Origin of the sequence: Xanthobacter cornucopiae (genome assembly GCF_043195065.2) — a bacterium.
GTDB lineage: Bacteria > Pseudomonadota > Alphaproteobacteria > Rhizobiales > Xanthobacteraceae > Xanthobacter.
In genome coordinates, this window is sequence record NZ_CM195531.1 from 4,012,627 (window position 1) to 4,033,912 (window position 21,286).

Genomic DNA, 21,286 nt, shown 5'->3' on the forward strand with positions numbered 1-21,286 from the left:
CGGCCGCTTCCGGCACCGGGCGCCGCTGCCGAATTGCGGCGCCTTCGCTTTTGCGGCGGGTGCCATCTTCCTCCGGCGCCGGTTCACGGCCTGTGGCAGCGGCCTTGCCTGAAGGCCAGTGCCAAGGGCCTGCGGCAAAGGCCGGAGGTAGGTGCGTGCGCGCCGGAGTGTCGCGCGGGCCTCGCCATCTCCCCCTGCGGCAAGGCGCGGGAGATGGCTGCCGGAAGCGGGCTCACAGGCCGTTCAGCAGGCGTTCCAGATAATCCAGCTCGGTTTGTGGCCGCTCTGGCTGTTCCAGGCGGCGGCGCAGTTCCTCCAGCACCCGGCGCGCGCGCTGGGCGTCCACTTCGTCCGGCACCTTCACCGTGAAGTCGTCGCCATAGTCCTGGTTGCGCATGGGCCGGCCCATGGGATCGGTGCGCTGGGCGCTTTCCTCCCCGGGACCGCCGGAGCCGGGCTGGCCCTGGTTGCCACGCTGGCCCTCGGCGAGCGCCTGGGCGCCCTGGCGCAGGGACTGGAGCGCCTTGCCCTCCGCGTCGAGGGCGGGCGCGCCGTCGCCACGGCCGAGCGCCTCCTCGGCCTCGCGCATGGCCTGCTCGGCGCGGCCGAGGGCCTCGCCGGCCCGGTCGAGCGCCTCCGCCTGTCCCCTCTCCGCCTGCCCTTTTTCGCCCTGGCCGGCTTCCTCCTGGCCGGTGCCGCCTTCGCCTTGCGGTCCCCGCTGCTGGCCCTGCTGGTACTGGCGCAGGGCGTCGAGCATCTTGCCCAGGCGCTGGCGCAGCTCCTGCTGCCCCTGTTTCAGGTCGTCGAAGCGGTTCTGTCCGTTCTGCTGGCCCTGCGGGTCGCCGCCCGCCTGCCCGTCCTGCTGCCGATCCTGCTGTCCCTGCTCGCGGCCCTGGCGATAGGTGCGGTCGCGCAGGCGCTGCTGCTCCTGGATCATCTTGCCCAGTTCGTTCTGCTGCTGCTGGCCGCTTTGGTTGCCGGCCTGGCGATTGCCGGGGCGCATGTTCTCCATCATGGCCTGCAGCTCGTTCAGCAGCTGCTGCGCGGCCTCGCGGTTGCCGGAGCGGGCGAGATTCTCGATCTGGTCCATCATGCGCTGCAGGTCCTGCGGGCGCACGATGCGGGCGTTGGGATCGAGCGGGCGGGCGTCGGTGCCGCCGTCGCGCCGCGCCTGCTCGGCGAGCTGGCGCATCATCTTGTCCATGGCGGCACGCAGGTCCTGCGTCAGGCGCTGGATCTCCTCGTCGCCGGCGCCGCGCTCCAGGGCCTCCCGCAGGGCGTCCTGGGCGGCCTTCAAGGCGCGCTCGGCCTCGGTCAGGGTGCCGTCCTCAATGCGCACCGCGATGTCCCAGAGATAGTCCACCAGGGCTCTCAGGTCGTCATCGTTGCGGGCGGTCTTGGCTCGCGCCAGGGCCGTGCGCAGGCCGAGATATTCGCCGGCCGGCGGCGCGAACTGCTCGGGCGCGTCGCTCAGCGCGGTCAGCACGGCGACCAGCCGGCGGCGGTTGCGGGCATCGAAGGCCAGCAGGCGCCGTTCGTCGATGAGGGCGCGGGCCAGCGGCTTGCTGAACGCGCGCGACGGCAGGCGTACGGCGCGGGTGTCGCTGAAGCCCTCGTTGCCGGCCTCGTCCCGGGCACGCAGGGTCAGGTTCACCGTGGCGCCGGCCCACGGGTGGGCGGTGAGGTCCTTGCTGGTCTGCGCGGCGCCGGAGCGGCCGCCCGGCGGCAGCGTCAGCTTCACCTCCGGCGGCGGCACCAGGGGCTTCTCCGGCATCCGGGGCGCGGGCGCACCGGGGCGGGAAAACAGGGGCGGCTGGGGTGGCTGCGGCGCCAGCAGCGCGTCGGCGTCCTTGATGCCGTAGTCGTCCTCCACCCGGTAGGCGAGTTGCAGCGTGCCGCGCGCGCCCGGCTGCGGGTCCCGGGCGAAGCTGATGGCGGGCTTCAGGTCCGGCATCACCTTGAAGTGCCACATCACCCGCCGCTGGTCCGGGCCGACGAAGGTGGCGTCGGCGGTGTCGCGGATGAGGAACCGGCGCTCGGCACCGTCGGCGGCGGTGTCGCCCGCGGCGGCTTCAGGCGCGATGCCGCCGTCCAGCTTCAGGCTGGAGATGTCCACGCCAGCGCCGCGCACCACCAGCACGCTGCCGGCCGGCACCTGCAGCGCCGCCGCGTTGAGGGTGGCGGGCTCGTCCCAGCGCAGGCCGGGCAGTACAACCGGCGGCCGGCCGGTATAGCCCGGCGGGTCCACCCAGGCGTCCAGGCGGAACGGTGCCGGCGGGGTCAGGGCGCGCCAGTCGAAGGCGGCGCCGATGCGCGCCAGATGCGCGCCCGGCGCCATGAAGAAGGTGGCCACCAGCGCCAGCAGCGCCAGCGCGCGGAAGGCGCGGGGGTCGCGCCGGGCGAGGCCGGGGGTGGGGATGCCGGCGCGCAGGCGCCGCGCCCCCTCCACCGCGCGGGCGAGGTGGGCCCGCCACAATGCGGCGCCGACCGGGTCGTCGGGCCGGGTGGCGAGGCTGTCGGACAAAGCGGTGGCCGGGCGATGCGCCAGGGCGCTCGCGCGGTCGAGGCGGGCCACAGCCTCGGCGTCGTCGGGCCGCCGCAGGCGCGCCAGCGGCCAGACGGCGCGGATGAGGAGCAGGCCGAACCCGGCCACGCCGACGATGCGGCCCAGCGCCGGCAGCGCCTGCCACAGGCCGGCGAACGACGCCGCCAGGAACAGCGCGAGCACCGTGAGCACCGCCGCGAGGCCGGGCCAGGCCCGCTCCCACAGCAGGGCGAGGCGGGCGCGCCGGGTGGCGCGGGCGAGCAGCAGCCGGGCGGCCGCCGCCGGGGCGGGCTCGGCCGGGAGCTTCGGGTCTTCCTCCGCATCCGGAGGCCGCTTCACCGGGGGCACGTGTTCTCCTCAGCTTCGCCCGGGGGCCGGGGCGGGGCCAATGGGACGTCAGCTTAACACGCCGCCCCGTCCCTGCCAGCGGCGGCGGGGGGCATGGCGTTCACATCCAGGTTCAGGCCGCGCCCGGCCGTCTACCCGGCGGCGGGGCGGGTGAAGGCGGTGTCGGCGGCGGCGCCGATGGCGTCGGGATCGAGCCCCAGCGCGCGCAGCGTCTCGCACATATGCGGCGGCAACGGGGCGCTCACCGCCACCGGCGGCCCGTTGCGGGCGATCGGCACGGCGATGCGCCGCGACTGCAGGTGCAGGCCGGGCCCGCCGGGCAGGCGGGAGGCGCCGCCATAGATGGCATCGCCCAGGATTGGCGCGCCGAGATGGGCAAGGTGGGCGCGCAGCTGGTGGGTGCGCCCGGTCAGCGGCGAGAGCGCAAGCACCGCCAGCCCCTCGCCGCGATGGAGCACGCGAAAGTCGGTGATCGCCTCCAGCGCCCCCGGAGCGCCCTTGGGCACCGCCTGCATCCACCAGCCGCGGTGGGGCGAGCGCTTGGCCAGCGGCTGGTCGATGCGGCCGGCGTCGGCGGCCGGGGCGCCGCGCGTGAGCGCCACATAGGTCTTGTCCACCTTGCCCTCGGCGAACAGCTTGCCGAGCAGCGCCAGCGCCTTGGCGTGGCGGCCCAGCACCAGGCAACCGGAGGTGTCCTTGTCGAGCCGGTGGGCCAGCTCAGGCCGCTTCGGCAGGCCGAAGCGCAGGGCGTCGAGGTGGTCGGCGAGGGTCTCGCCGCCCTTGGGGCCGGTATGCACCGGCAGGCCGAACGGCTTGTCGATGACCAGCATCATGCCGTCGCGGTGGAGGACGGGCAGGGCCGCCGGCTCAGCGGGGTTCGGCGCGGCTTCGGGCGAGGGCGTCATGATGCAGCTCGGCGGCGGAGAGGGAAAAGCAGCAGAACACCACCTTCGTGATGGAGGTGGAGCTGTCCAGATGGTCAAGCACCGCCGCCACCGCCAGCGGCGCCGCCCGTTCCGGGGGAAAGCCATACACCCCGGTGGAGATGGCGGGAAAGGCGATGGAGGCCAGGCCCGCGCCGGCCGCCAGGGCAAGGCTCTCGCGATAGCAGGCGGTGAGCAGCGTATCTTCGCCGCCGCTGCCGCCACGCCACACCGGCCCCACGGTGTGGATGACGTGCCGCGCCGGCAGGGCGAACCCCGGGGTCAGGCGGGCCTCTCCGGTGGGGCAGCCGCCGAGGGTGCGGCAGTGGGCCAGCAGGCCGGGGCCCGCCGCCCGATGGATGGCGCCGTCCACCCCGCCGCCGCCGAGCAATGTCGCGTTGGCGGCGTTGACGATGGCGTCCAGCGCCAGGCGCGTGATGTCGTCCTCCACCACCTCCAGGCGCGCACCGCGCCAGCCGAAGGTGGCGGAGGACGGCGAGGGAGCCGGAGAACGGGGGGACGATGGCGGAGTGGACATGAGGCGGCTCGCGACGACGTGAGGTGTCTTATGCGCTTCACACACCATGTCATAGCCATTCGGGCTCTTTTCTGACCAGGAGGTCCGCCATCATGGCCCATACGCGCAAGACGGAACGGCAGCTGCTGACCGATACGGAGCTGGAGTTCGTGGACAAGGCCCGCCAGCCAGTGCTGGCGGACCTCTCCGATGCCGACCTCCACGCCCTGGTCGGGTATCTGCGGGAGCGCCGGGAGCGGGCGCTCACCATCGCCAACAACCAGCGCCGGGCCCTGCGCGGCAAGGGCGGGCGCGGCGAGACGACGTTCGAGAAGGCCGATGCCGGCAACCGCCAGAAGGCCGCCGTGCTCACCGACGCGCTGACCCGCGCCCGCCGCGAGCTGGTGCGCCGCAAGGCCGAGGCCGCCCGCGCGGCGCTGGTGGCCAATGCCCACCGCGCCCTCGAGCTGAAGCGCGATGCCAAGCGCGCCACCCGTCCCGCCACCCTGCCGCGCCCCAACACCGGCATGCGCAACAAGGCCAAGCGCCGGGTGGATGCCATCGGCGCGGCGGGCGAGGCCGGCCGCGTCACAGCCATCGTGGCGGCGGCCCAGGCGCGCAAGGATTCGCGCGGGGCGTGACACGGCCCCGGGTGAAACGGCGTCTGGCCGCGGCGCCGACGCCGCCTCGCACCGGCCCGGGGAAGCGGGCCTCTTGAAAGACCTGCTTCCTGGGGCGCCGGCGGGCCCTGCACCGAGTGCCGGGCAGTGCGGTGCCGGCGAAGGCGCGCGAGGGAAGCGGGCGGGCCGGCGCCGCCATCGCCGTGGCCCTGGGTGCGGCGTGGGGCAGCCGGGCGGCACATGCGGGACGGGACATGCGGGACGAGACATGCGGGACCGGACGGCCCTGGCGGCGCGGCCGTGACGAGCCGGCCGTGACGAGCCGGCCGTGACACATCGGCCGTGATGCGTTGGCCGTGGCGGGGCGGCTCTCGCGGGCCGGCCGTGGCGGCGCAGCCGTGGTCGGACATCCCTTGCGGCGCACCCCTGATCGCGCACCCCTGATCGCGTACCCCTGATCGCGTACCCCTGATCGCGTACCCCTGGCGGGCGGTCCCGGTGGGTGGCCTTGGGTGGGACAGCCTTGGCGGGTCGTCCCTCCGGGCGCGGCCTTCGGGTCCGGGCGTGGTGCCGCGCGCGCCGGGCTTGCGTGCGAGGGCTTGCGTGCGAGGTCTCGGGACCGTGGTTCAGGCGCGCCCTCTGCCGGCCGCGGGCCGCTCCGCTCCCCGTCCGCCGCCCGTCCTCCCGTCCGGCCCGCGCCGGCTGGGATCGCACACCGTCAGTCGTCGGCCAGTTCCAGCCGCAGGTCCAGGGTGGAGCGCCGGCCCAGGTCGTCGAAATGGGTGTCCAGGAAGGCTTCGGCGGCGGCCCGGCCGAGGTCCCGCAGGTGCTGCAGGAAGGTCCATTCGGCATTGAGCTTGGAGGTGGCGTCGAGCATGGCGATCTGGTCCTCGCCGCCGATGCGGTGCAGCCGCACCCGCCGGAAGCTGGAGCCGCCGAGGGTCCAGCGGCTGATGAGGCCCTGTTCGATCAGCTTGGCGGCGTGGTCGATGGCCCGCAGCTGCGCCAGCAGCGAGGCGTTGAAGGTGATCTCATTGATGCGGTTATGGATTTCGGCGGCGGAGCGGGGCGTGGTCTTGCGCGCCACCGGGTTGATCTGCACCAGAAGGATGTCGTCCGCGTCGGCCTTCTCATACAGCGGGAACAGGGGGGGATTACCCATGTAGCCGCCGTCCCAATAGGGCACGCCCTCGATCTCCACCGCCTGGAACATGAAGGGCAGGCAGGCCGAGGCCATGACCGCGTCGGCGGTCATCTCGGCATGGCCGAAGATGCGGGCGCGCCCGGTGTGCACGTTGGTGGCGGAGATGAAGACCTTCACCTGCGAGCGCCGCAAGGCCTCGAAATCCACGTGCGCCTCGATGATCTCGCGCAGGGGATTGATATTGAGCGGGTTGAAGTCGTAGGGCGAGAAGAAGCGCGAGGCCACTTCCAGCGCCAGATAGGCGGGATTGTTGGCCAGCGACCAGTTGCCCATCAGCCGGTCGAAGGTGGTGCGCTGCAGCGGCGACATGCGCCCGTCGCGCGAGACGTCGCGCCAGAACTGGGTCAGGCCGTGCCGGGCCTCCTCCGGATCGCCGGTGGCGAGGCCGTTGGCCAGCACCACGGCGTTCATGGCGCCGGCGGAGGTGCCGGAAATGCCGGAAATGCCGATGCGCTCGTCCTGCAGCAGCCGGTCGATCACGCCCCAGGTGAAGGCGCCGTGGGCGCCGCCCCCCTGGAGCGCGAGGGAAATATACTTCTTATCGTCGTCGCGACGGGCCATGGGCGACCGTCTCCTCAGCTTGAGCCTGTGGACAGCCCGGCCGAAGACCCCGCCCGAGGCCCGCCGCGCCGGCTTCACTCAGCCACCCAGCCGCCGTCGATGGACTGCAGGGAGCCGGTGATGGAGCGGGCGTTGTCGGAGGCGAGGAATACCGCCAGCGCCGCCACTTCTTCCACCGTCACGAATTCCTTGGTGGGCTGGGCGGCCAGCAGCACGTTCTTCTTCACTTCCTCCTCGGAGATGCCGCGCGCCTTGGCGGTGTCCGGGATCTGCTTTTCCACCAGGGGGGTCCACACGTAGCCGGGGCAGATGGCATTCACGGTGATGCCGAACTGGGCCGTTTCCAAGGCGGCGGTCTTGGTCAGGCCGGCGATGCCGTGCTTGGCCGAGACGTAGGCGGACTTGAAGGGCGAGGCCACCAGGGCATGGGCCGAGGCGGTGTTGATGATGCGGCCCCACTTGCGCGCCTTCATGCCGGGAATGGCGGCGCGGATGGCGAAGAAGGCGGCCGACAGGTTGATGGCGATGATGGTGTTCCACTTGTCGATCGGGAAATCCTCGATCGGCGAGACGTACTGGATGCCGGCGTTGTTCACCAGGATGTCGCAGGCGCCGAGCTCGGTCTCCGCGAGCTTCACCATGCCTTCGATCTCTTCCGGCTTCAGCATGTTGGCCGGGGAGTAGAGCGCCTTCACGCCGAAGTCGCTCTCGATGGCGGCGCGCTCCTTCTCGATGGCGTCCACGTCGCCGAGGCCGTTGATGACGACGTTGGCGCCTTCCTTGGCGAAGGCGCGCGCATAGGCGAGCCCGATGCCGCTGGTGGAACCGGTGACGACGGCGACCTTCCCTTTGAGCATGGCTTTTCCCCAATCAGGCGCGGATGGTCCGGCAGGCGCGCGGAACACCCATTAGCGGGCCGGTGTGACGATGCTGTCACGACGCGGCCACCCCGCCGGGGCGGCCGCGCGGCGCACATTGCCCCGCGCGCCGCGGCAGCGCAATGCGTGGGCCGCGCATGGCCGCTCATGCTGGCGTGAACGGCCGTGGAAAGCCCCCGCCGGAGCGGCGCCGGGCGGGCGATGGCGCAACCGCTGAGGATGCACTAGATTTACCGGGTGAGCACGAATTCCCCGCCTGTCCCGTCCGCCGATCCGCCGGCCGACCACGATCACGACCAGTGCGTCGCCGGCGCGGTGGCGCGCATGGAGGCGTGCTGCGCCGCCAAGGGCCTGCGGCTGACGTCCCTGCGCCGCAACGTGATGCGCGCCCTGGCCGCCAGCCATGTGCCGCTCGGCGCCTATGACCTCGTCGAGCGGCTGGCCGCCGCGGGCGAGGGCGCGCCGCCCATGTCGGTGTACCGGGCGCTCGACTTCCTGGTGGCGGAGGGGCTCGCCCACCGCATCGAGAGCCGCAACGCCTTCCTCGCCTGCGCCCATCCCCACGATGCCGACGAGGTGGTGGTGTTTCTCATCTGCGAATGCTGCGGGCTGACGCGGGAAGTGGGCTCGCACGCGGTTGGCCGGGATCTCGCCTGGGCCGCCCGTGCCGCCGGCTTCACCCCGCGCCAGCGGGTGCTGGAGGTGGCGGGCGCCTGCGCCCGCTGCCGCACCGACGGCCCCGCGCCTGCGCCCGCCCAGGCTGGGGAGCGGCCAGCGGGCGGTTGACGCTGGCGGGCGGCGGGCCTACCTCGAAGGCAGCCGATGGCGACACAGCGCCGATCGAGGAGGCCTGCCCATGACCGAGCCCCACATCGCCTCCGAAGCGGCGCCCTCCGTTCCGCCGCCGGCGGGGCCGGTGGTGCCCGCGGAACTGCTGGAGGCGGGCCCGGCCCTGCGCCGGCGCACCGTCGGCGTCCGGGTCGGCGCGGTCACGGTGGGCGGCGGCGCGCCGGTGGTGGTGCAGTCCATGACCAACACCGACACTGCCGACATCGCGGCCAGCGTCGCCCAGGTGGCGGCCCTGGCGCGCGCCGGGTCCGAGCTGGTGCGCCTCACGGTGGACCGCGACGATGCGGCCGCCGCCATTCCGCACATCAAGGACAAGCTGGCGGCGCAGGGCATCACGGTGCCGCTGGTGGGCGACTTCCATTACATCGGCCACAAGCTGCTGGCCGACCACCCGGCCTGCGCCGAGGCGCTGGACAAATACCGCATCAATCCTGGCAACGTCGGCTTCGGCGACAAGAAGGACCGGCAATTCGCGGCCATCGTCGAAACCGCCATCCGCCACGGCAAGCCGGTGCGCATCGGCGCCAATTGGGGCTCGCTGGACCAGGAGCTGCTCACCGCGCTGATGGACGAGAACTCCCGCCTGCCGCATCCGGCCGAGGCGCGGGCCGTGACCCGCGAGGCCTTGGTGCGCTCGGCGCTGCTGTCGGCGGCCCTGGCCGAGGAGATCGGGCTTCCCCGCGACCGCATCATTCTGTCGGCCAAGGTGTCGGCGGTGCAGGATCTGATTACCGTTTACTCGGAGCTGTCGCGGCGCTCGGACTACGCCTTGCATCTCGGCCTCACCGAGGCGGGCATGGGCTCCAAGGGCATCGTGGCGTCTACGGCGGCCATGGGGGTGGTGCTCCAGCAGGGCATCGGCGACACCATCCGCGTGTCGCTGACCCCCGAGCCCAACGGCGACCGCACCCGCGAGGTGCAGGTGGCGCAGGAAATCCTGCAGACCATGGGCCTGCGCACCTTCGTGCCGCTGGTGGCGGCCTGCCCCGGCTGCGGGCGCACCACCTCCACCGTGTTCCAGGAGCTGGCGCAGGGCGTGCAAGACATGATCCGCGCGCAGATGCCGGCCTGGAAGGCGCGCTATCCCGGGGTCGAGACCCTCAATGTGGCGGTCATGGGCTGTATCGTGAACGGGCCGGGGGAATCCAAGCACGCCGACATCGGCATCTCCCTGCCGGGCACCGGCGAGACCCCCTCCGCGCCGGTCTTCGTCGACGGCAAGAAGGTCGCGACCTTGCGCGGCCCCGCCATCCAGGAGGAGTTCCGCCGCATGGTGGAAGCCTATGTGGAGCAGCGCTTCGGCGGGGGCGCGAAGGGGACGAAGGCGGACGCGGCGGAATAATCCGCGCCGCATCGGCTTACCTTACGTTACGAAAATTTCATGCAGCGGCGCCCTACCGGCGTCATCCTCGGCTGCTCATATCCCCAACGGTCCAACCACCGGAGGCGGAGATGACCCCCGAGGAACGTGCCCTGATCGACGGCCTTTTCGACCGCATGCGGGAATTCGGAAATGCGCCGCGAGATGCCGATGCGGAAGCGCTCATCGCGCGCCGCGTCGCCCAGGCACCTTACGCGCCTTACGCGCTCGCCCAGAGCGTGCTGGTTCAGGAACATGCGCTGCAGCAGGCCTATGCCCGCGTGCAGGAGCTGGAAGCCCAGCTGCAGGACGCCGAGGCCCGTGTGCAGGAGGCCAGCCAGCGGGCGGCCCAGCCTTCGTCCGGGGGCTTCCTTGGCGGCCTGTTCGGCGGCGGTCGCTCGTCCGTGCCGGCGGCCGGCGCGCGCCTTCCGGGCGAGGCGGCCGCCAATCCCGCCGGCTATGGCCAGCAGGGCTATGGCCAGAATCCGCAGCAGGGCTATGGCCAGCAGGGCTATGCCCAGCCCGGCTATCCCCCTCAGGGGGGCTATCCCCAGGGCGGGCAGCCGGGTGGTCAGCCGGGTGGTCCCTGGGGCCAGCAGGCTCCGGTGCAGCAGCAGCGCGGCGGCTTCGGCGGCGGCGGCTTCCTGCAGAGCGCGTTGGCGACAGCGGCCGGCGTGGCCGGAGGTGCCCTGCTGTTCGACGGCATCAAGGGCATGATGTCCGGCGGCGAGGGCGCCATTGCCCAGTCGGCGGCGGAGGCCATCAAGCCGGTGGGCGACGCGGCCAGCGGCTTCGGCGATCTCGGCGGCGCCGCCCAGCAGGCGCTGGGCGGGCAGTCGCCCTCCGACATCTGGAGCGGCGGCGACCAGCAGCAGTTCGCCAGCAATGAAGATGACGGCGGCTGGGATGCCGGCGGCGGTGACGACACCGACTGGACCTGATCCGGTCGCACGTGGCCGTCTGGCCGGGGCCCCGCGCGCCGCGATGCGCGTGGGGCTCTGCATCGGCCGGGCCGCCGACGGGTCTGGCCCCCGCACGGGGCCGGCGCGCCGGCGCCTCCGGCGGGGGCCGGGAGCCTTGATCTCGCCGGCCACCCGCACCATACCCGAGGCGATGACTTTCGCTGGCTTTGCATTGGAAGACCGGACTGCGGGCTGCGCGGCTTCTGTGCGCGCTGGAGACCCCACTGATCGTTTCCCGGACCATGTCGCGGCGTCCTGCACGGGCAGGGCGGTTCCACGCGCGCCGCCAAGGCTGGTTCCAAGGGTGGGGGCCGGGGGAACGCCAGGGGTGGAGCGATGACGCCGTTCGGACGCCGGGTGCGCGACCTGCGCGCCGCGCGGGGGGCCACGCTCACCGAGATGGCCCACGCGCTGGGGGTGACGCCCACCTATCTCTCGGCCCTGGAAAATGGCAGGCGCGGGCGGCCCACCTGGGCCCTGGTCCAGCGCATCATCGCCTATTTCAACGTGATCTGGGACGAGGCGGAGGACCTGCAGCGGCTGGCCGAACTGTCCCAGCCCAAGGTCAGCGTCGATACCTCGGGCCTGAGCCCGGAGGCCACGGAACTGGCCAACCTGCTGGCCGTGGAAATCCGCCACCTGCCTCCGGAGGCGGTGGCGGAACTGCTGGGCCGGCTCAAGATCCTGCGCAAGCGGGCCTGAGCGGCTGTCGGCCTGCCGGGCGCGGCATCGCCCGCTCGCCTCGGGCCGCGGCCGGGATCACGCCACGTGATGCGCGTCGGTGGCGGCCGTGCCTTCGCGCGCCGGGGTCTGCTGCCAGGATTGCTTCTTGCGGTAGAGAGTGGAGGGGCTGAGATCGAGCGCGGCGGCCGCCAGCGCGATATTGCCCTGGAAGGCGGCGATGGCGTCCTCGATGGCCCGCCGCTCGATTACCGCCAGCGGCTCCACCTTGGGAAAGGCGCCGTCCGGCCGCGCCGTGGGGGTCGGCGCCGGGCCGGTCGGGCTCACCTCGTCCCGCGCCGGGGGAACGGGGGAGGGGTTGTCCCCGCCCATCCGGTCCTCGGCGAACAGGGCCGGCGGCAGCACCGCGCCTTCGCTCAGCACCACCGCGCGGCGCATCAGGTTCTGCAGTTCGCGCACATTGCCCCGCCAGTGGCGGTGGCGCAGCGCGGTCGCCGCCTCGGCGGTGAGGCGCGGCAGCGGCCGCCCCTCTTCTCCGGCGAACCGCGCCAGGAAGGCTTCCGCCATCCGGATCACGTCGTCGCCGCGCGCGCGCAGCGGCGGCAGGTGCAGGTTGAGCACATGCAGCCGATAGAACAGGTCCTCGCGCAGACGCCCGGCCTTCACCTCCGCCACCGGGTCGCGATTGGTGGCGCAGACGATGCGCACGTCCACCTGCCGCTCGTGGCCCTCGCCGATCCGCCGCACCTTGCCGTCCTGCAGGAAGCGCAGCAGCTTGGATTGCAGGGCGAGGTCCATCTCGCCGATCTCGTCGAGAAACAGGGTGCCGCCGTCGGCCAGTTCGGCCGCTCCGGCACGGTCCGCGTGGGCGCCGGTGAAGGCGCCGCGCGCGTGGCCGAAGATCTCGCTCTCCATCAGGTCGCGGGGGATGGCGCCGCAGTTGAGGGCGTGGAACGGCGCGGCGTGGCGCGGCGAGCGGGCATGGACGGCGCTCGCCGCCAGTTCCTTGCCGGTGCCGCTCTCGCCGGTCACGAACACCGGCGCGCGGGAGGGCGCCACGCGGTTGATCTGCTCATAGATCTGCGTCATCGGCGCCGAGCGGCCGAGGAAGCCGCAGAAGTCGGCGTGCTGGGTCGGCGGCGGGCGCCGGTCCTCGCGCAGGGCGCGGCGGCGCTCGGGGCGGGCGGACGGCGTCGCGGCGAGCAAGCGGTCGACCACGTCCTCGGCCCGGATGGGTTTCAACACCACGTCGTCGGCACCAGCACGCATGGCTGCCACGGCGGTGGCCACCGAGCCTTGCGCCAGCGCGGCCACCAGGCTTCCGGCCAGCCCGGAGGCCCGCAGCCGGGCGATGGCCGCCTCCTCGCCCGAGGCCACGCCGACCAGAGCGGCATCGCACTGGGGGGCGAGGGCGAAGGCCGCCTCCAGGCTGTCCGCCTCCATGAGGCCGAGCGCGCCGCGCCGCGCCAGGGCCGCGCGCAGCATGCGCCGCACGGCGGGGTCGGGGTCGCACACGAGGACACGAAGGCTGGAGGCAGGGCGGGCAGCGGTCATGTGGGCACGCGCAGGGGAGGGCCAGAGCCGCCAAATTGCCTTGCCGAAGGTAAACAAACCCTTGCACGCCCCGAGCGCACCCCCAACGCGGCCCTTGCGCGCCCGGGGGCGATGGCACCTGCGGCTCAGCCGTGCGGGCGCTTTCCGGTCGCCGCTTCCTGCGACAGGCCGGCGCTCTCCAATGCGTTCAACGCCCGCTCGGAGACCACCGGCGCCGGCAGCAGGTGGCGCACCAGACGGCGCACCGCCTCGGGACCGCCGCCATCGAGATGGGCCAGGGCGCGCACCGCCTCGCGCTCGTCGCTGTCGCGGTCGAGGGCGTGGAGGGCCAGCGCCAGCGCCAGCCGGTTGCCGGGATTGGGATGAAGCCGCAGTTGCGGCACCAGCGCCTGGGCCGAGAACGGATCGTTGCGCAGGAAGGCGGCGATGGCGAGATAGGTTTCCTGCAGCGGCGAGCGCGCCGCGCCCTGGGCGCGGGCCGACACCAGCAGCGCCTCGCCCTCATCCACCCGTCCGGCGCCGATGAACACGGTGCCGATGGTGGCGGCGATGTCGTGATCGAGCGGATTGAGGCGCAGGGCCCGTTCGCCGGACGCGACCGCCGCCTCGGTCTCGCCCAGATAGAGCTGCACCAGCGCCAGGGTGCGCGCCGCATAGGCACTGGCGGGAGCGAGGTCCACGGCGAGTTCCACCTCGCGCAGCATCTCCGCTGCGCGCTCGGGCGAGGACGGCGCGGCTGTGTCGTGCACCGCCTCGTCGAGCATGGCGGCCGCCCGCACCGCATGGCCGAGGGCGAACTCGCCGTCGCGGTCCACCAGCTGGGTGAGGCAGGCGCGCGGCGCGGAAGCCGGCGCCGAGCCGTCGTTGCGCAGCACCGCGAACGCCTCCGCGATGCAGCCGAAGCCTGACGCGGGGGCGTGGGCCCGGGCCTGCGCCCGGGCGCGCACCTGAACCACGCCGTAGCTTTCCAGCAGCGCCGACGCGATCTCCCGCACCACCCGTTGCTCGCTGTCGCTGGCGGCCACCGATTTCAGGCCCTCGATGGCGTGGGACCAGACGATGATGCCCTCGCAGCGGTCGGTCAGGTGCACCAGCAGCGTATAGGTGCCGTCGTCCTGCGCCTCCGCGAGGCCGCCGAGCGAGAACACCGATCGTGGCCGGCGGCCGCCGCATTCGCGCGCCGAGATCTCGCCGTGGACGCCACCGGCGCGCACGTCCACGAAATCGAATTGGGCGAAGCTGTCGCGCAGGCGCTCCTCGATGCTGCGCAGATCGCCGCGCGTCGGCGTCTTGCCGTCGCCGGCGTCCAGCCCGCCCAGCTCGATGATGGGCAGGCGCACGCGATCGGCCACCGACGGGCGCTCGCCGATCCAGGCCTGGATTGGTGCCGGCAGGTCGATGTCATCGGTCAGGCGGAAGGCGACGCCGGTGACCAGCGCCGCCATCACCGCCGCAACCGCCGCCAGCCGCCCGGCGCCGAGGCCGCGGCGCCGGGCGGCTGGCGGCGCTTCCTCGGGTGGCAGCGGCTCCAGCGCCGGGAAGGGGCCCGGCGCGCCGGGCGAGCGCCCCGGCAGCGGCTCCGCGAGCGGCCCGGCGGCGGGCGCGGCGCCGAAGGCCTCGCCGGGGCGACGCGCCTCGAACTGTGGGACATAACCGCCCTTGGGGATGTGGATCACCAGGGGGTCGTTCAGGCCTGAGGTATTATAGTAATTCTGAAGGGCGCGGCGCAGGCGGGTGGCCTCCACGCGCACGATCGGGTCGGCCTGGGGATCGAATGTGGCCGGCCGGCCCAGCGCCTCCACGGCGATGGTGTAGCCTTTGATCTCGCCGGCGCGGCCGCCCAGCGTCGCGTCCACCACATAGCGCAGGAAGGCGCCGAGGCGCGGCGACGTGCACAGGTCGGCGGAGGCCAGCACCCGCTCCAGGGCGGCCCGCACCGCCTGTTCGCGTTCGGTGGCGCCGGCGGGCGCCTCGTCCCCGGTCCCGGCCGGCGCGCCAGGCGTCGTCTCGGACGGGGTCGCAGGCGATGCCTGTCCCTCGGCCGGCACGCACGGGGGCTCCTCCGCCGTCGACGGATCGCTCATTGGTGTCGGCCTGCCCGCATTACCCATGGTCATGGGTTCTTTGTCGGTCAGAAGCCATGCGGGTGCAAGAGGGGTGAGGCAAGATGGGGTGTCGTTTCCTGTTCGGCCCGGCATCGCTTGCTTACCCATGGCCGCGGCCGAAACATGGCGCCGTCGCGTAAAGCCTGCGTTTCAGCGCAAAAATCACGCTGGCGAGCCGCGCCGGGCGCAGCCAGAAGACGCGGCATCGGCGCCAGCCGATGACGTCCGCGACCGCACAGGGGGATGTCGGATCCGGCGGACGGGAGGGCTTCCATACCAAGGGCCCGTGAACTTGGCCCCTGGGGCTTTGGTCAAGCCCGCGCGGCGCTTGAGCGGACCCGCTTGGCACCGGTCGAAGACCGGGGCCGATGGGATCAGATGTAGCCGGCCAGCGTCAGCGCCGCCACCACCGCCAGAAGGGCCCCTGCGATCCCGCCGGGGCCGTACCCCCAGCGCTCGCTATAGTCCCAGGTGGGCAGGGCGACCACCGTCAGTACCACCAGCAAGATGATCAGGATTGCCGCCATTGGTGCCCCCCTCGCCCCGTGCACGGCTCCCGGCTTCGCTTCCGCGGCGGCGCGCCAGGGTCCCATGTATCCATGCCGGCGGTGCTGGCGAAAGCGGAATTCTCCGGTCCGGCTTCCGGCGCGGCGTCGCGCTCGGGGCGGGCCGTGATGAGAAAGCCCGGCCACCGGGGCCGGGCTTTCGATGTCGCGTCCCGCCCTGAGGCATCCTCTCGAGGCAAGGCGCGGCGCGCCGGCCGCGCGGATGCGACAGCTCCAGGTCCGGCTCAGGCCTGGAAGGGATGCTTGACGGCGTCGCGCTGCTCGGTGGCTTCCTTGGCGGTGGGGGTACCGGCGACGGCGCGGGCGATGGCGAGCTTGGTCGCCTCGTAATTGTAGGACTGGATCTTGGCGTCGTCGGCGGCTTCCCAGTGGATGAACACGCCGACCGCGATGTAGAGGTCGTCGGCCTCCTCCAGCGGGATGACGCCTTCGGCCACCGAATCCTGCACCGCCTTGGCCACGCCGTGCTGGGCCGGGCCGAACATCTGCACCGCCTGGCGCGCGTCCTTGATGGTCACCTTGTTGAACATCACCGTGTTGGGCTTGCACGCCAGGTTGGGCGCGATCACCGCCAGCAGCGAGGTGAAGCCGTCCTTGTTGTTGGTCAGGCTGTTGCAGAACGCGGCCTCGGCGGCGCTGCCGCGCGGCCCGATGAGGAGGTCGATATGCGCCACCTCGTTGCCGTCGCCCACCAGAGCCTCGCCCACCAGAACCTTGTCGATCTTGGCCATTGGTTTCGTCCTCCCAGAAATTTCGCCGGATGGCGCGGGTGACCGGAACGTTTCCGGCCCAATCCCGACGACACCCGACCGGGGACGACCGCTCCCGGACCTGGCGGATAGCGGTCGCCTGCCGCTTACCCTTGCTTCAGCGCCCGGCTTTCCGCCGAGCCGGTTCACCGGATAGCGGGCGGGAACCTACCCCAGCTCGGCAGTAGCGGCAAGACGGCTTGCCCGGCGGCGGAGGTCTGCGCCCCCCGAATTGCCGGCGGCTCCCTGAAAAGGTAAGAAATTCCCATCGCCGCGGCGTTTGGATACCGATTTTGCAGCGGGTTTCGCTGCACTGCACAAAGAGCTTTCCAGAGGCATGGAATTCAGCTTACGATCTTGCTCGAGACCGGCCGACGAGCACTGGCGCAGGTGCGGGGATTGCTCCGGCGTGACGCCGCCAGCGCCTCTGCCGACGCGGCCTCAGGCCAAAGGTCTCGGGAGCGACAACGATTGAGGACGGCAGCGCCCAACCGCCTGGGAAGGACACCGTTCATGTTCATTGTGCTGTATGCCTGCCTCGTCAGCGCCCCGGCGACGTGCCGGGAGGAGCAGATCAGTTTTTCCATGGAGGCCGCGGCGCCCATGGCCTGCATGATGACGTCGCAGGCCACCATCGCCGAATGGTCGCAGGCCCACCCGCAGTGGCGGGTCGGCCGCTGGAAGTGCGTGCAGGCGGACCGTCTCTCGCGCGATATCTGACGGTTCGCGGCCCCCGTCCGCGCGGGATCGCGCCGGGCTTGCCCCGGAGGCCGTGCGCCTCCCCTTGCGTCGCCGCCGCGCCACTCCCATCCTCTGGGTCTGGCGGGGGCTTGGCGCCCCCGGAGCGCGCCGTGGCGGAGGGGAGAGATGAACCACCTGAAGACGGTGATCCTGCTTGCGGGGCTCACCGCTCTGTTCATGGTCGTGGGCTTCGCCCTCGGCGGCCGAACCGGCATGCTGATCGCGTTCGTGGCGGCGGCCGGCATGAACCTGTTCAGCTACTGGAACTCCGACAAGATGGTGCTGCGCATGTACGGCGCCCGGCAGGTGGACGACGCCACCGCGCCGGAGTTCGTCGCCATGGTGCGGGAGCTGGCGCGGCGGGCCGACATGCCCATGCCCAAGGTCTACATCATGGACAACCCGCAGCCGAACGCCTTCGCCACCGGCCGCAACCCCCAGAACGGGGCGGTGGCCGCAACCACCGGCCTGCTGCAGATGCTGCCGCCCAACGAGGTGGCCGGCGTGATGGCGCACGAGCTGGCGCACATCAAGCACTACGACACCCTCACCATGACCATGACGGCGACCATCGCCGGCGCCATCTCCATGCTGGCGAATTTCGGCCTGCTGTTCGGTGGCGGCAACCGGGAGCAGAACGGCAGCCCGTTCGGCGCCATCGGCACCATTCTGATGGCGGTGCTGGCGCCCATGGCCGCCATGGTGGTGCAGATGGCCATTTCCCGCTCGCGGGAATACGAGGCGGATCGCGGCGGGGCGGAGATTTCCGGCCAGCCGCTGGCGCTCGCCTCGGCGCTGGCGCGCATCTCCGGCGAGGCCCACCAGGTGCAGAATTACGAGGCCGAGGCCAATCCCGCCACCGCCCACATGTTCATCATCAATCCCCTCTCGGGCGCGCGCATGGACAACCTGTTCTCTACCCATCCCGCCACCGGCAACCGCATCGCCGCGCTCCAGGACCTCGCCAGCCGCATGGGGCCGCCGCGTGGCGGCGGCCGGCCCGCCTCCGGCCCGTTCGCGGCGGCCCCCTCCGGCCCCTGGGGCCAGGGTGGACAGCCGGGACCCGGGCCGCAGCCCGGGCGCGGCCCCTGGGGCTGAGCCTGGGGCTGAGCCTGGAGCCGCGCCGCCGCGCCGGCCGGGGCGGCGAGATTTCCTGTCGAAGGCGGGCGTGGCGCACTGACAGCGCCGGCCGCGCCCGGTAGCTTGGCGCCCATGACCTCGTCCCCCGCGCCCGCCTCGATCCCTGCCGCCCCGCCCCCGCCCGACGCGCCCGAACCCGACGCGCCCGCGGCGGCTTCCGATGCCGTCCCGGCGCCGGCGGCCGACAGCCGCGTCACCCCGATGATGGCGCAGTACCAGGAGATCAAGGCCGCCAATCCGGACAGCCTGCTGTTCTACCGCATGGGCGACTTCTACGAGCTGTTCTTCGCCGATGCGGAACAGGCCTCGCGGGCGCTGGGCATCGTGCTGACCAAGCGCGGCAAGCACCTGGGGGAGGATATTCCCATGTGCGGCGTGCCGCTGGAGCGGTCGGAGGAATATCTGCACAAGCTCATCGCCCTCGGCTTCCGGGTGGCGGTGTGCGAGCAGCTGGAGGACCCGGCGCAGGCCAGGAAGCGCGGGCCGAAAAGCGTGGTGCGCCGCGACGTGACGCGCCTCGTCACCCCCGGCACCCTCACCGAGGAGTCCCTGCTCGACGCCCGGCGGGAGAATGTGCTGGCCGCCGTCGCCCGCACCCGCGCCGGCACCGCGCCGGACGATTTCGCGTATGCGCTGGCCTTCACGGACATGTCCACCGGGGTGTTCCGGGTGGCCGCGACCAGCGCCGAGGCCCTTGGCGCGGATCTGGCCCGCATCGAGCCGGCGGAGATCCTGGTGTCCGATGCGCTGCTGGATGAGGACGACCTGAAAGCGCTGCTGCGGGCGTTTCCGGCAGTGACGCCGCTGCCGCGCCAGAGCTTCGAGGGGGCCAGCGCGGAAAAGCGCCTCACCGGCTTCTTCGGGGTCGCCGCCCTGGACGCCTTCGGCGCCTTCAGCCGGCCGGAGCTGATCGCCGCCGCCGCCATCGTCGCCTATGTGGAGCGCACCCAGCTCGGCGCCCGCCCCATCCTCGCCCCGCCGGTGAAGGAGGCGGAGGGCGGCATCATGCTCATCGACGCCGGCACGCGGGCCAACCTGGAACTGGTGAAGACCACCGCCGGTGAGCGGCGCGGCTCGCTGCTGGGCGCCATCGACCGCACCGTTACCGCCGCCGGCGCCCGGCTGCTGGCCCGGCGCGTCGCCGAGCCCCTCACAGACCTCGGCGCCATCCGCGACCGGCACGACGCGCTCGGCTTCCTGCTCGACGACGGCGCCCTGCGCCGGGTCCTGCGCGGTCGCCTCTCCGCCGCCCCGGACATGGCGCGCGCCCTGACCCGCCTCGCCCTCGGCCGGGGCGGGCCGCGCGACCTCGCCGCCGTTCGCGATGGCCTTGCCGGCGCGCTCGACCTTGCGTCCGCCTTCAGCGCCGCGCCGCCGCGCGATCTCGCCCGTGCCCTCGCCGTCCTGGCGCGGGTGTCGCGGGAGCTGGCGGCCGACCTCGCGGCGGCGCTGGCCGACGAGCTGCCGCCACACCGCCGCGACGGCGGCTTCGTGCGCGCCGGCTACGAGGACGAACTGGACGCCACCCGCGCGCTGCGCGACGAGAGCCGCCGCGTGGTGGCCGCCCTGGAGCGGCGCTATGCCGAGGAAACCGGCGTCAAGTCGCTGAAGATCAAGCACAACGCGGTGCTGGGCTATTTCGTCGAGGTCAGCCAGCAGAATGCCGGCCGCCTGCGCGAGCCGCCCCATCTCGATGTGTTCGTGCACCGCCAGACCATGGCCGGCGCCATGCGCTTCTCCTCGGTCGAGCTGGGCGAGCTGGAAAGCCGCATCGCCAGCGCCGGCGAACGGGCGCTGGGGCTGGAGCAGGCCATCTTCGACCGCCTCGCCGCCGCGGTGGTGGACGCCGCCGCCCCCATCCGCGAGGCCGCCGAGGCCCTGGCCGAGCTGGACGTGGCCTGCGCCCTCGCCGAGCTTGCCGCCACCGAACGCCACGTGCGACCGCACATGGAGGACGGGGCGGCCTTCGCCATCGCCGGCGGCCGTCATCCGGTGGTGGAGCAGGCGCTGGCCCGCGACGGCGGCCCGTTCGTGCCCAATGACTGCGAACTGTCGCCGCCGCCGGGGCAGGCGGACGGGCGCATCGTGCTGGTGACCGGCCCCAACATGGCCGGCAAGTCCACCTTCCTGCGGCAGAACGCGCTGATCGCGGTGCTGGCCCAGGCGGGAGCCTTCGTGCCGGCGCAGGAGGCCCGCATCGGCATCGTCGACCGCCTGTTCTCCCGGGTCGGCGCCGCCGACGACCTGGCGCGCGGGCGCTCCACCTTCATGGTGGAGATGGTGGAGACCGCCGCCATCCTGAACCAGGCGACCCATCGCTCGCTGGTGATCCTGGACGAGATCGGGCGCGGCACGGCCACCTTCGACGGCATGTCCATCGCCTGGGCGAGCCTGGAGCACCTGCACGAGGTGAACCGCTGCCGGGCGCTGTTCGCCACCCATTTCCACGAGCTGACGGCGCTGTCGCAGCGCTGCAACCGCCTGTTCAACGCCACCGTGAAGGTGACGGAGTGGAACGGCGACGTGATCTTCCTGCATGAGGTGGTGCCGGGGGCGGCGGACCGGTCCTACGGCATCCAGGTGGCCAAGCTCGCCGGCCTGCCGGAGGCGGTCATCACCCGCGCCAAGGCGGTGCTGGCGGAGCTGGAGGCGGCCGAGCGCGCCGCGCCGGCCCAGCGCCTGGTGGATGACCTGCCCCTGTTCGCCGCCGCGCGGCCCCGCTCGGGCACGCAGGCGGCGCCGGCCGCCGCCGTGGACCGCGCGGGCGAGGCCCTCGACGCGCTCGATCCCGATGCCCTCTCCCCGCGCGAGGCGCTGGACGCCCTCTACCGCCTGAAGGGGCTGCGCCAGCCGGCCAAGCCGTGATGCGAGCCCTGATGCCTGGGGCCTGATGCCTGGGGCCTGAGACATTGAAAGCCCCCGGCCGGCGACCAGGCCGGCGCCGCACACGGGGCCGATCCGGCGCCCGCCGAGAAGCGGACCA

Annotated in this window: 17 protein-coding genes; 8 read left to right on the forward strand and 9 right to left on the reverse strand. The window is 72.8% G+C overall.

What is annotated here, in order from left to right; all coding sequences use genetic code 11:
* Window positions 1-232: 232 nt before the first annotated feature.
* From V5F53_RS17625 to V5F53_RS17635, 3 genes are all read right to left on the reverse strand, one after another.
* Window positions 233-2,893, reverse strand: a complete 2,661-nt coding sequence (locus tag V5F53_RS17625; protein ID WP_393996096.1) for a TIGR02302 family protein — start codon at window positions 2,891-2,893, stop codon at window positions 233-235.
* Window positions 2,894-3,024: 131 nt separating this feature from the next.
* Window positions 3,025-3,798, reverse strand: coding sequence for an RluA family pseudouridine synthase (locus tag V5F53_RS17630; RefSeq protein WP_393996095.1), 774 nt, complete (start codon window positions 3,796-3,798; stop codon window positions 3,025-3,027).
* Window positions 3,761-4,354 (reverse strand): O-acetyl-ADP-ribose deacetylase, encoded by a 594-nt coding sequence (locus V5F53_RS17635; protein WP_393996094.1) that lies wholly within the window; start codon window positions 4,352-4,354, stop codon window positions 3,761-3,763. The genes V5F53_RS17630 and V5F53_RS17635 overlap by 38 nt, the downstream gene beginning before the upstream one ends.
* A gap of 92 nt (window positions 4,355-4,446) precedes the next feature.
* On the opposite strand from V5F53_RS17635, the gene V5F53_RS17640 reads away from it, so the two are divergent.
* Window positions 4,447-4,974, forward strand: coding sequence for a hypothetical protein (locus tag V5F53_RS17640; RefSeq protein WP_393996093.1), 528 nt, complete (start codon window positions 4,447-4,449; stop codon window positions 4,972-4,974).
* A 697-nt stretch (window positions 4,975-5,671) separates the two neighbouring features.
* Here the strand turns inward: V5F53_RS17640 and V5F53_RS17645 are convergent.
* A complete protein-coding gene (locus V5F53_RS17645) occupies window positions 5,672-6,718 on the reverse strand; it encodes a patatin-like phospholipase family protein (protein WP_393996092.1) in 1,047 nt (348 codons plus the stop codon).
* A 74-nt stretch (window positions 6,719-6,792) separates the two neighbouring features.
* Window positions 6,793-7,575 carry a 3-hydroxybutyrate dehydrogenase gene (locus V5F53_RS17650; protein WP_393996091.1) on the reverse strand — a complete coding sequence of 261 codons (783 nt, stop codon included), beginning with the start codon at window positions 7,573-7,575 and terminating at the stop codon, window positions 6,793-6,795.
* A 258-nt stretch (window positions 7,576-7,833) separates the two neighbouring features.
* On the opposite strand from V5F53_RS17650, the gene V5F53_RS17655 reads away from it, so the two are divergent.
* The 4 genes from V5F53_RS17655 (at window position 7,834) to V5F53_RS17670 (ending at window position 11,469) form a co-directional block, all read left to right on the forward strand.
* Window positions 7,834-8,382 carry a Fur family transcriptional regulator gene (locus tag V5F53_RS17655; protein ID WP_393996090.1) on the forward strand — a complete coding sequence of 183 codons (549 nt, stop codon included), beginning with the start codon at window positions 7,834-7,836 and terminating at the stop codon, window positions 8,380-8,382.
* 70 nt (window positions 8,383-8,452) lie between these two features.
* The gene (ispG, locus tag V5F53_RS17660) at window positions 8,453-9,787 is read left to right on the forward strand and encodes a flavodoxin-dependent (E)-4-hydroxy-3-methylbut-2-enyl-diphosphate synthase (protein WP_393996089.1); all 1,335 of its coding nucleotides are present in this window, start codon (window positions 8,453-8,455) and stop codon (window positions 9,785-9,787) included.
* A gap of 110 nt (window positions 9,788-9,897) precedes the next feature.
* On the forward strand, window positions 9,898-10,746 hold the full coding sequence (locus V5F53_RS17665; RefSeq protein ID WP_393996088.1) for a DUF2076 domain-containing protein: 849 nt from the start codon (window positions 9,898-9,900) through the stop codon (window positions 10,744-10,746).
* A 357-nt stretch (window positions 10,747-11,103) separates the two neighbouring features.
* The gene (locus tag V5F53_RS17670; protein WP_393996087.1) at window positions 11,104-11,469 is read left to right on the forward strand and encodes a helix-turn-helix domain-containing protein; all 366 of its coding nucleotides are present in this window, start codon (window positions 11,104-11,106) and stop codon (window positions 11,467-11,469) included.
* Window positions 11,470-11,526: 57 nt separating this feature from the next.
* Here V5F53_RS17670 and V5F53_RS17675 read toward each other — a convergent pair whose 3' ends face one another.
* From V5F53_RS17675 to fae, 4 genes are all read right to left on the reverse strand, one after another.
* Window positions 11,527-13,002 carry a sigma-54-dependent transcriptional regulator gene (locus tag V5F53_RS17675; protein WP_393996086.1) on the reverse strand — a complete coding sequence of 492 codons (1,476 nt, stop codon included), beginning with the start codon at window positions 13,000-13,002 and terminating at the stop codon, window positions 11,527-11,529.
* A 125-nt stretch (window positions 13,003-13,127) separates the two neighbouring features.
* The gene (locus V5F53_RS17680) at window positions 13,128-15,086 is read right to left on the reverse strand and encodes a tetratricopeptide repeat protein (RefSeq protein WP_393996085.1); all 1,959 of its coding nucleotides are present in this window, start codon (window positions 15,084-15,086) and stop codon (window positions 13,128-13,130) included.
* A 395-nt stretch (window positions 15,087-15,481) separates the two neighbouring features.
* Complete coding sequence (locus tag V5F53_RS17685) at window positions 15,482-15,634, reverse strand: DUF3309 family protein (protein WP_393996084.1); 153 nt, start codon at window positions 15,632-15,634, stop codon at window positions 15,482-15,484.
* A gap of 263 nt (window positions 15,635-15,897) precedes the next feature.
* Window positions 15,898-16,404: a formaldehyde-activating enzyme gene (gene fae / locus V5F53_RS17690; protein WP_393996005.1), complete on the reverse strand. Its 507-nt coding sequence runs from the start codon at window positions 16,402-16,404 to the stop codon at window positions 15,898-15,900.
* A gap of 531 nt (window positions 16,405-16,935) precedes the next feature.
* Between fae and V5F53_RS17695 the strand changes: the two genes are divergently transcribed.
* The 3 genes from V5F53_RS17695 (at window position 16,936) to mutS (ending at window position 21,168) form a co-directional block, all read left to right on the forward strand.
* On the forward strand, window positions 16,936-17,142 hold the full coding sequence (locus tag V5F53_RS17695; RefSeq protein WP_393996083.1) for a hypothetical protein: 207 nt from the start codon (window positions 16,936-16,938) through the stop codon (window positions 17,140-17,142).
* 147 nt (window positions 17,143-17,289) lie between these two features.
* Window positions 17,290-18,261: a zinc metalloprotease HtpX gene (gene htpX, locus V5F53_RS17700; protein WP_393996082.1), complete on the forward strand. Its 972-nt coding sequence runs from the start codon at window positions 17,290-17,292 to the stop codon at window positions 18,259-18,261.
* A 114-nt stretch (window positions 18,262-18,375) separates the two neighbouring features.
* The gene (mutS, locus tag V5F53_RS17705; RefSeq protein WP_393996081.1) at window positions 18,376-21,168 is read left to right on the forward strand and encodes a DNA mismatch repair protein MutS; all 2,793 of its coding nucleotides are present in this window, start codon (window positions 18,376-18,378) and stop codon (window positions 21,166-21,168) included.
* Window positions 21,169-21,286: the final 118 nt, after the last annotated feature.

Excerpts from the sequence above, each read along its gene's own strand:
- V5F53_RS17630 (WP_393996095.1), bottom strand. The coding sequence starts at position 3,798 with ATGACGCCCTCGCCCGAAGCCGCGCCGAACCCCGCTGAGCCGGCGGCC.
- V5F53_RS17635 (WP_393996094.1), bottom strand. The coding sequence starts at position 4,354 with ATGTCCACTCCGCCATCGTCCCCCCGTTCTCCGGCTCCCTCGCCGTCC.
- V5F53_RS17640 (WP_393996093.1), top strand. The coding sequence starts at position 4,447 with ATGGCCCATACGCGCAAGACGGAACGGCAGCTGCTGACCGATACGGAG.
- V5F53_RS17645 (WP_393996092.1), bottom strand. The coding sequence starts at position 6,718 with ATGGCCCGTCGCGACGACGATAAGAAGTATATTTCCCTCGCGCTCCAG.
- V5F53_RS17650 (WP_393996091.1), bottom strand. The coding sequence starts at position 7,575 with ATGCTCAAAGGGAAGGTCGCCGTCGTCACCGGTTCCACCAGCGGCATC.
- ispG (WP_393996089.1), top strand. The coding sequence starts at position 8,453 with ATGACCGAGCCCCACATCGCCTCCGAAGCGGCGCCCTCCGTTCCGCCG.
- V5F53_RS17665 (WP_393996088.1), top strand. The coding sequence starts at position 9,898 with ATGACCCCCGAGGAACGTGCCCTGATCGACGGCCTTTTCGACCGCATG.
- V5F53_RS17670 (WP_393996087.1), top strand. The coding sequence starts at position 11,104 with ATGACGCCGTTCGGACGCCGGGTGCGCGACCTGCGCGCCGCGCGGGGG.
- V5F53_RS17675 (WP_393996086.1), bottom strand. The coding sequence starts at position 13,002 with ATGACCGCTGCCCGCCCTGCCTCCAGCCTTCGTGTCCTCGTGTGCGAC.
- V5F53_RS17680 (WP_393996085.1), bottom strand. The coding sequence starts at position 15,086 with ATGAGCGATCCGTCGACGGCGGAGGAGCCCCCGTGCGTGCCGGCCGAG.
- V5F53_RS17685 (WP_393996084.1), bottom strand. The coding sequence starts at position 15,634 with ATGGCGGCAATCCTGATCATCTTGCTGGTGGTACTGACGGTGGTCGCC.
- fae (WP_393996005.1), bottom strand. The coding sequence starts at position 16,404 with ATGGCCAAGATCGACAAGGTTCTGGTGGGCGAGGCTCTGGTGGGCGAC.
- V5F53_RS17695 (WP_393996083.1), top strand. The coding sequence starts at position 16,936 with ATGTTCATTGTGCTGTATGCCTGCCTCGTCAGCGCCCCGGCGACGTGC.
- htpX (WP_393996082.1), top strand. The coding sequence starts at position 17,290 with ATGAACCACCTGAAGACGGTGATCCTGCTTGCGGGGCTCACCGCTCTG.
- mutS (WP_393996081.1), top strand. The coding sequence starts at position 18,376 with ATGACCTCGTCCCCCGCGCCCGCCTCGATCCCTGCCGCCCCGCCCCCG.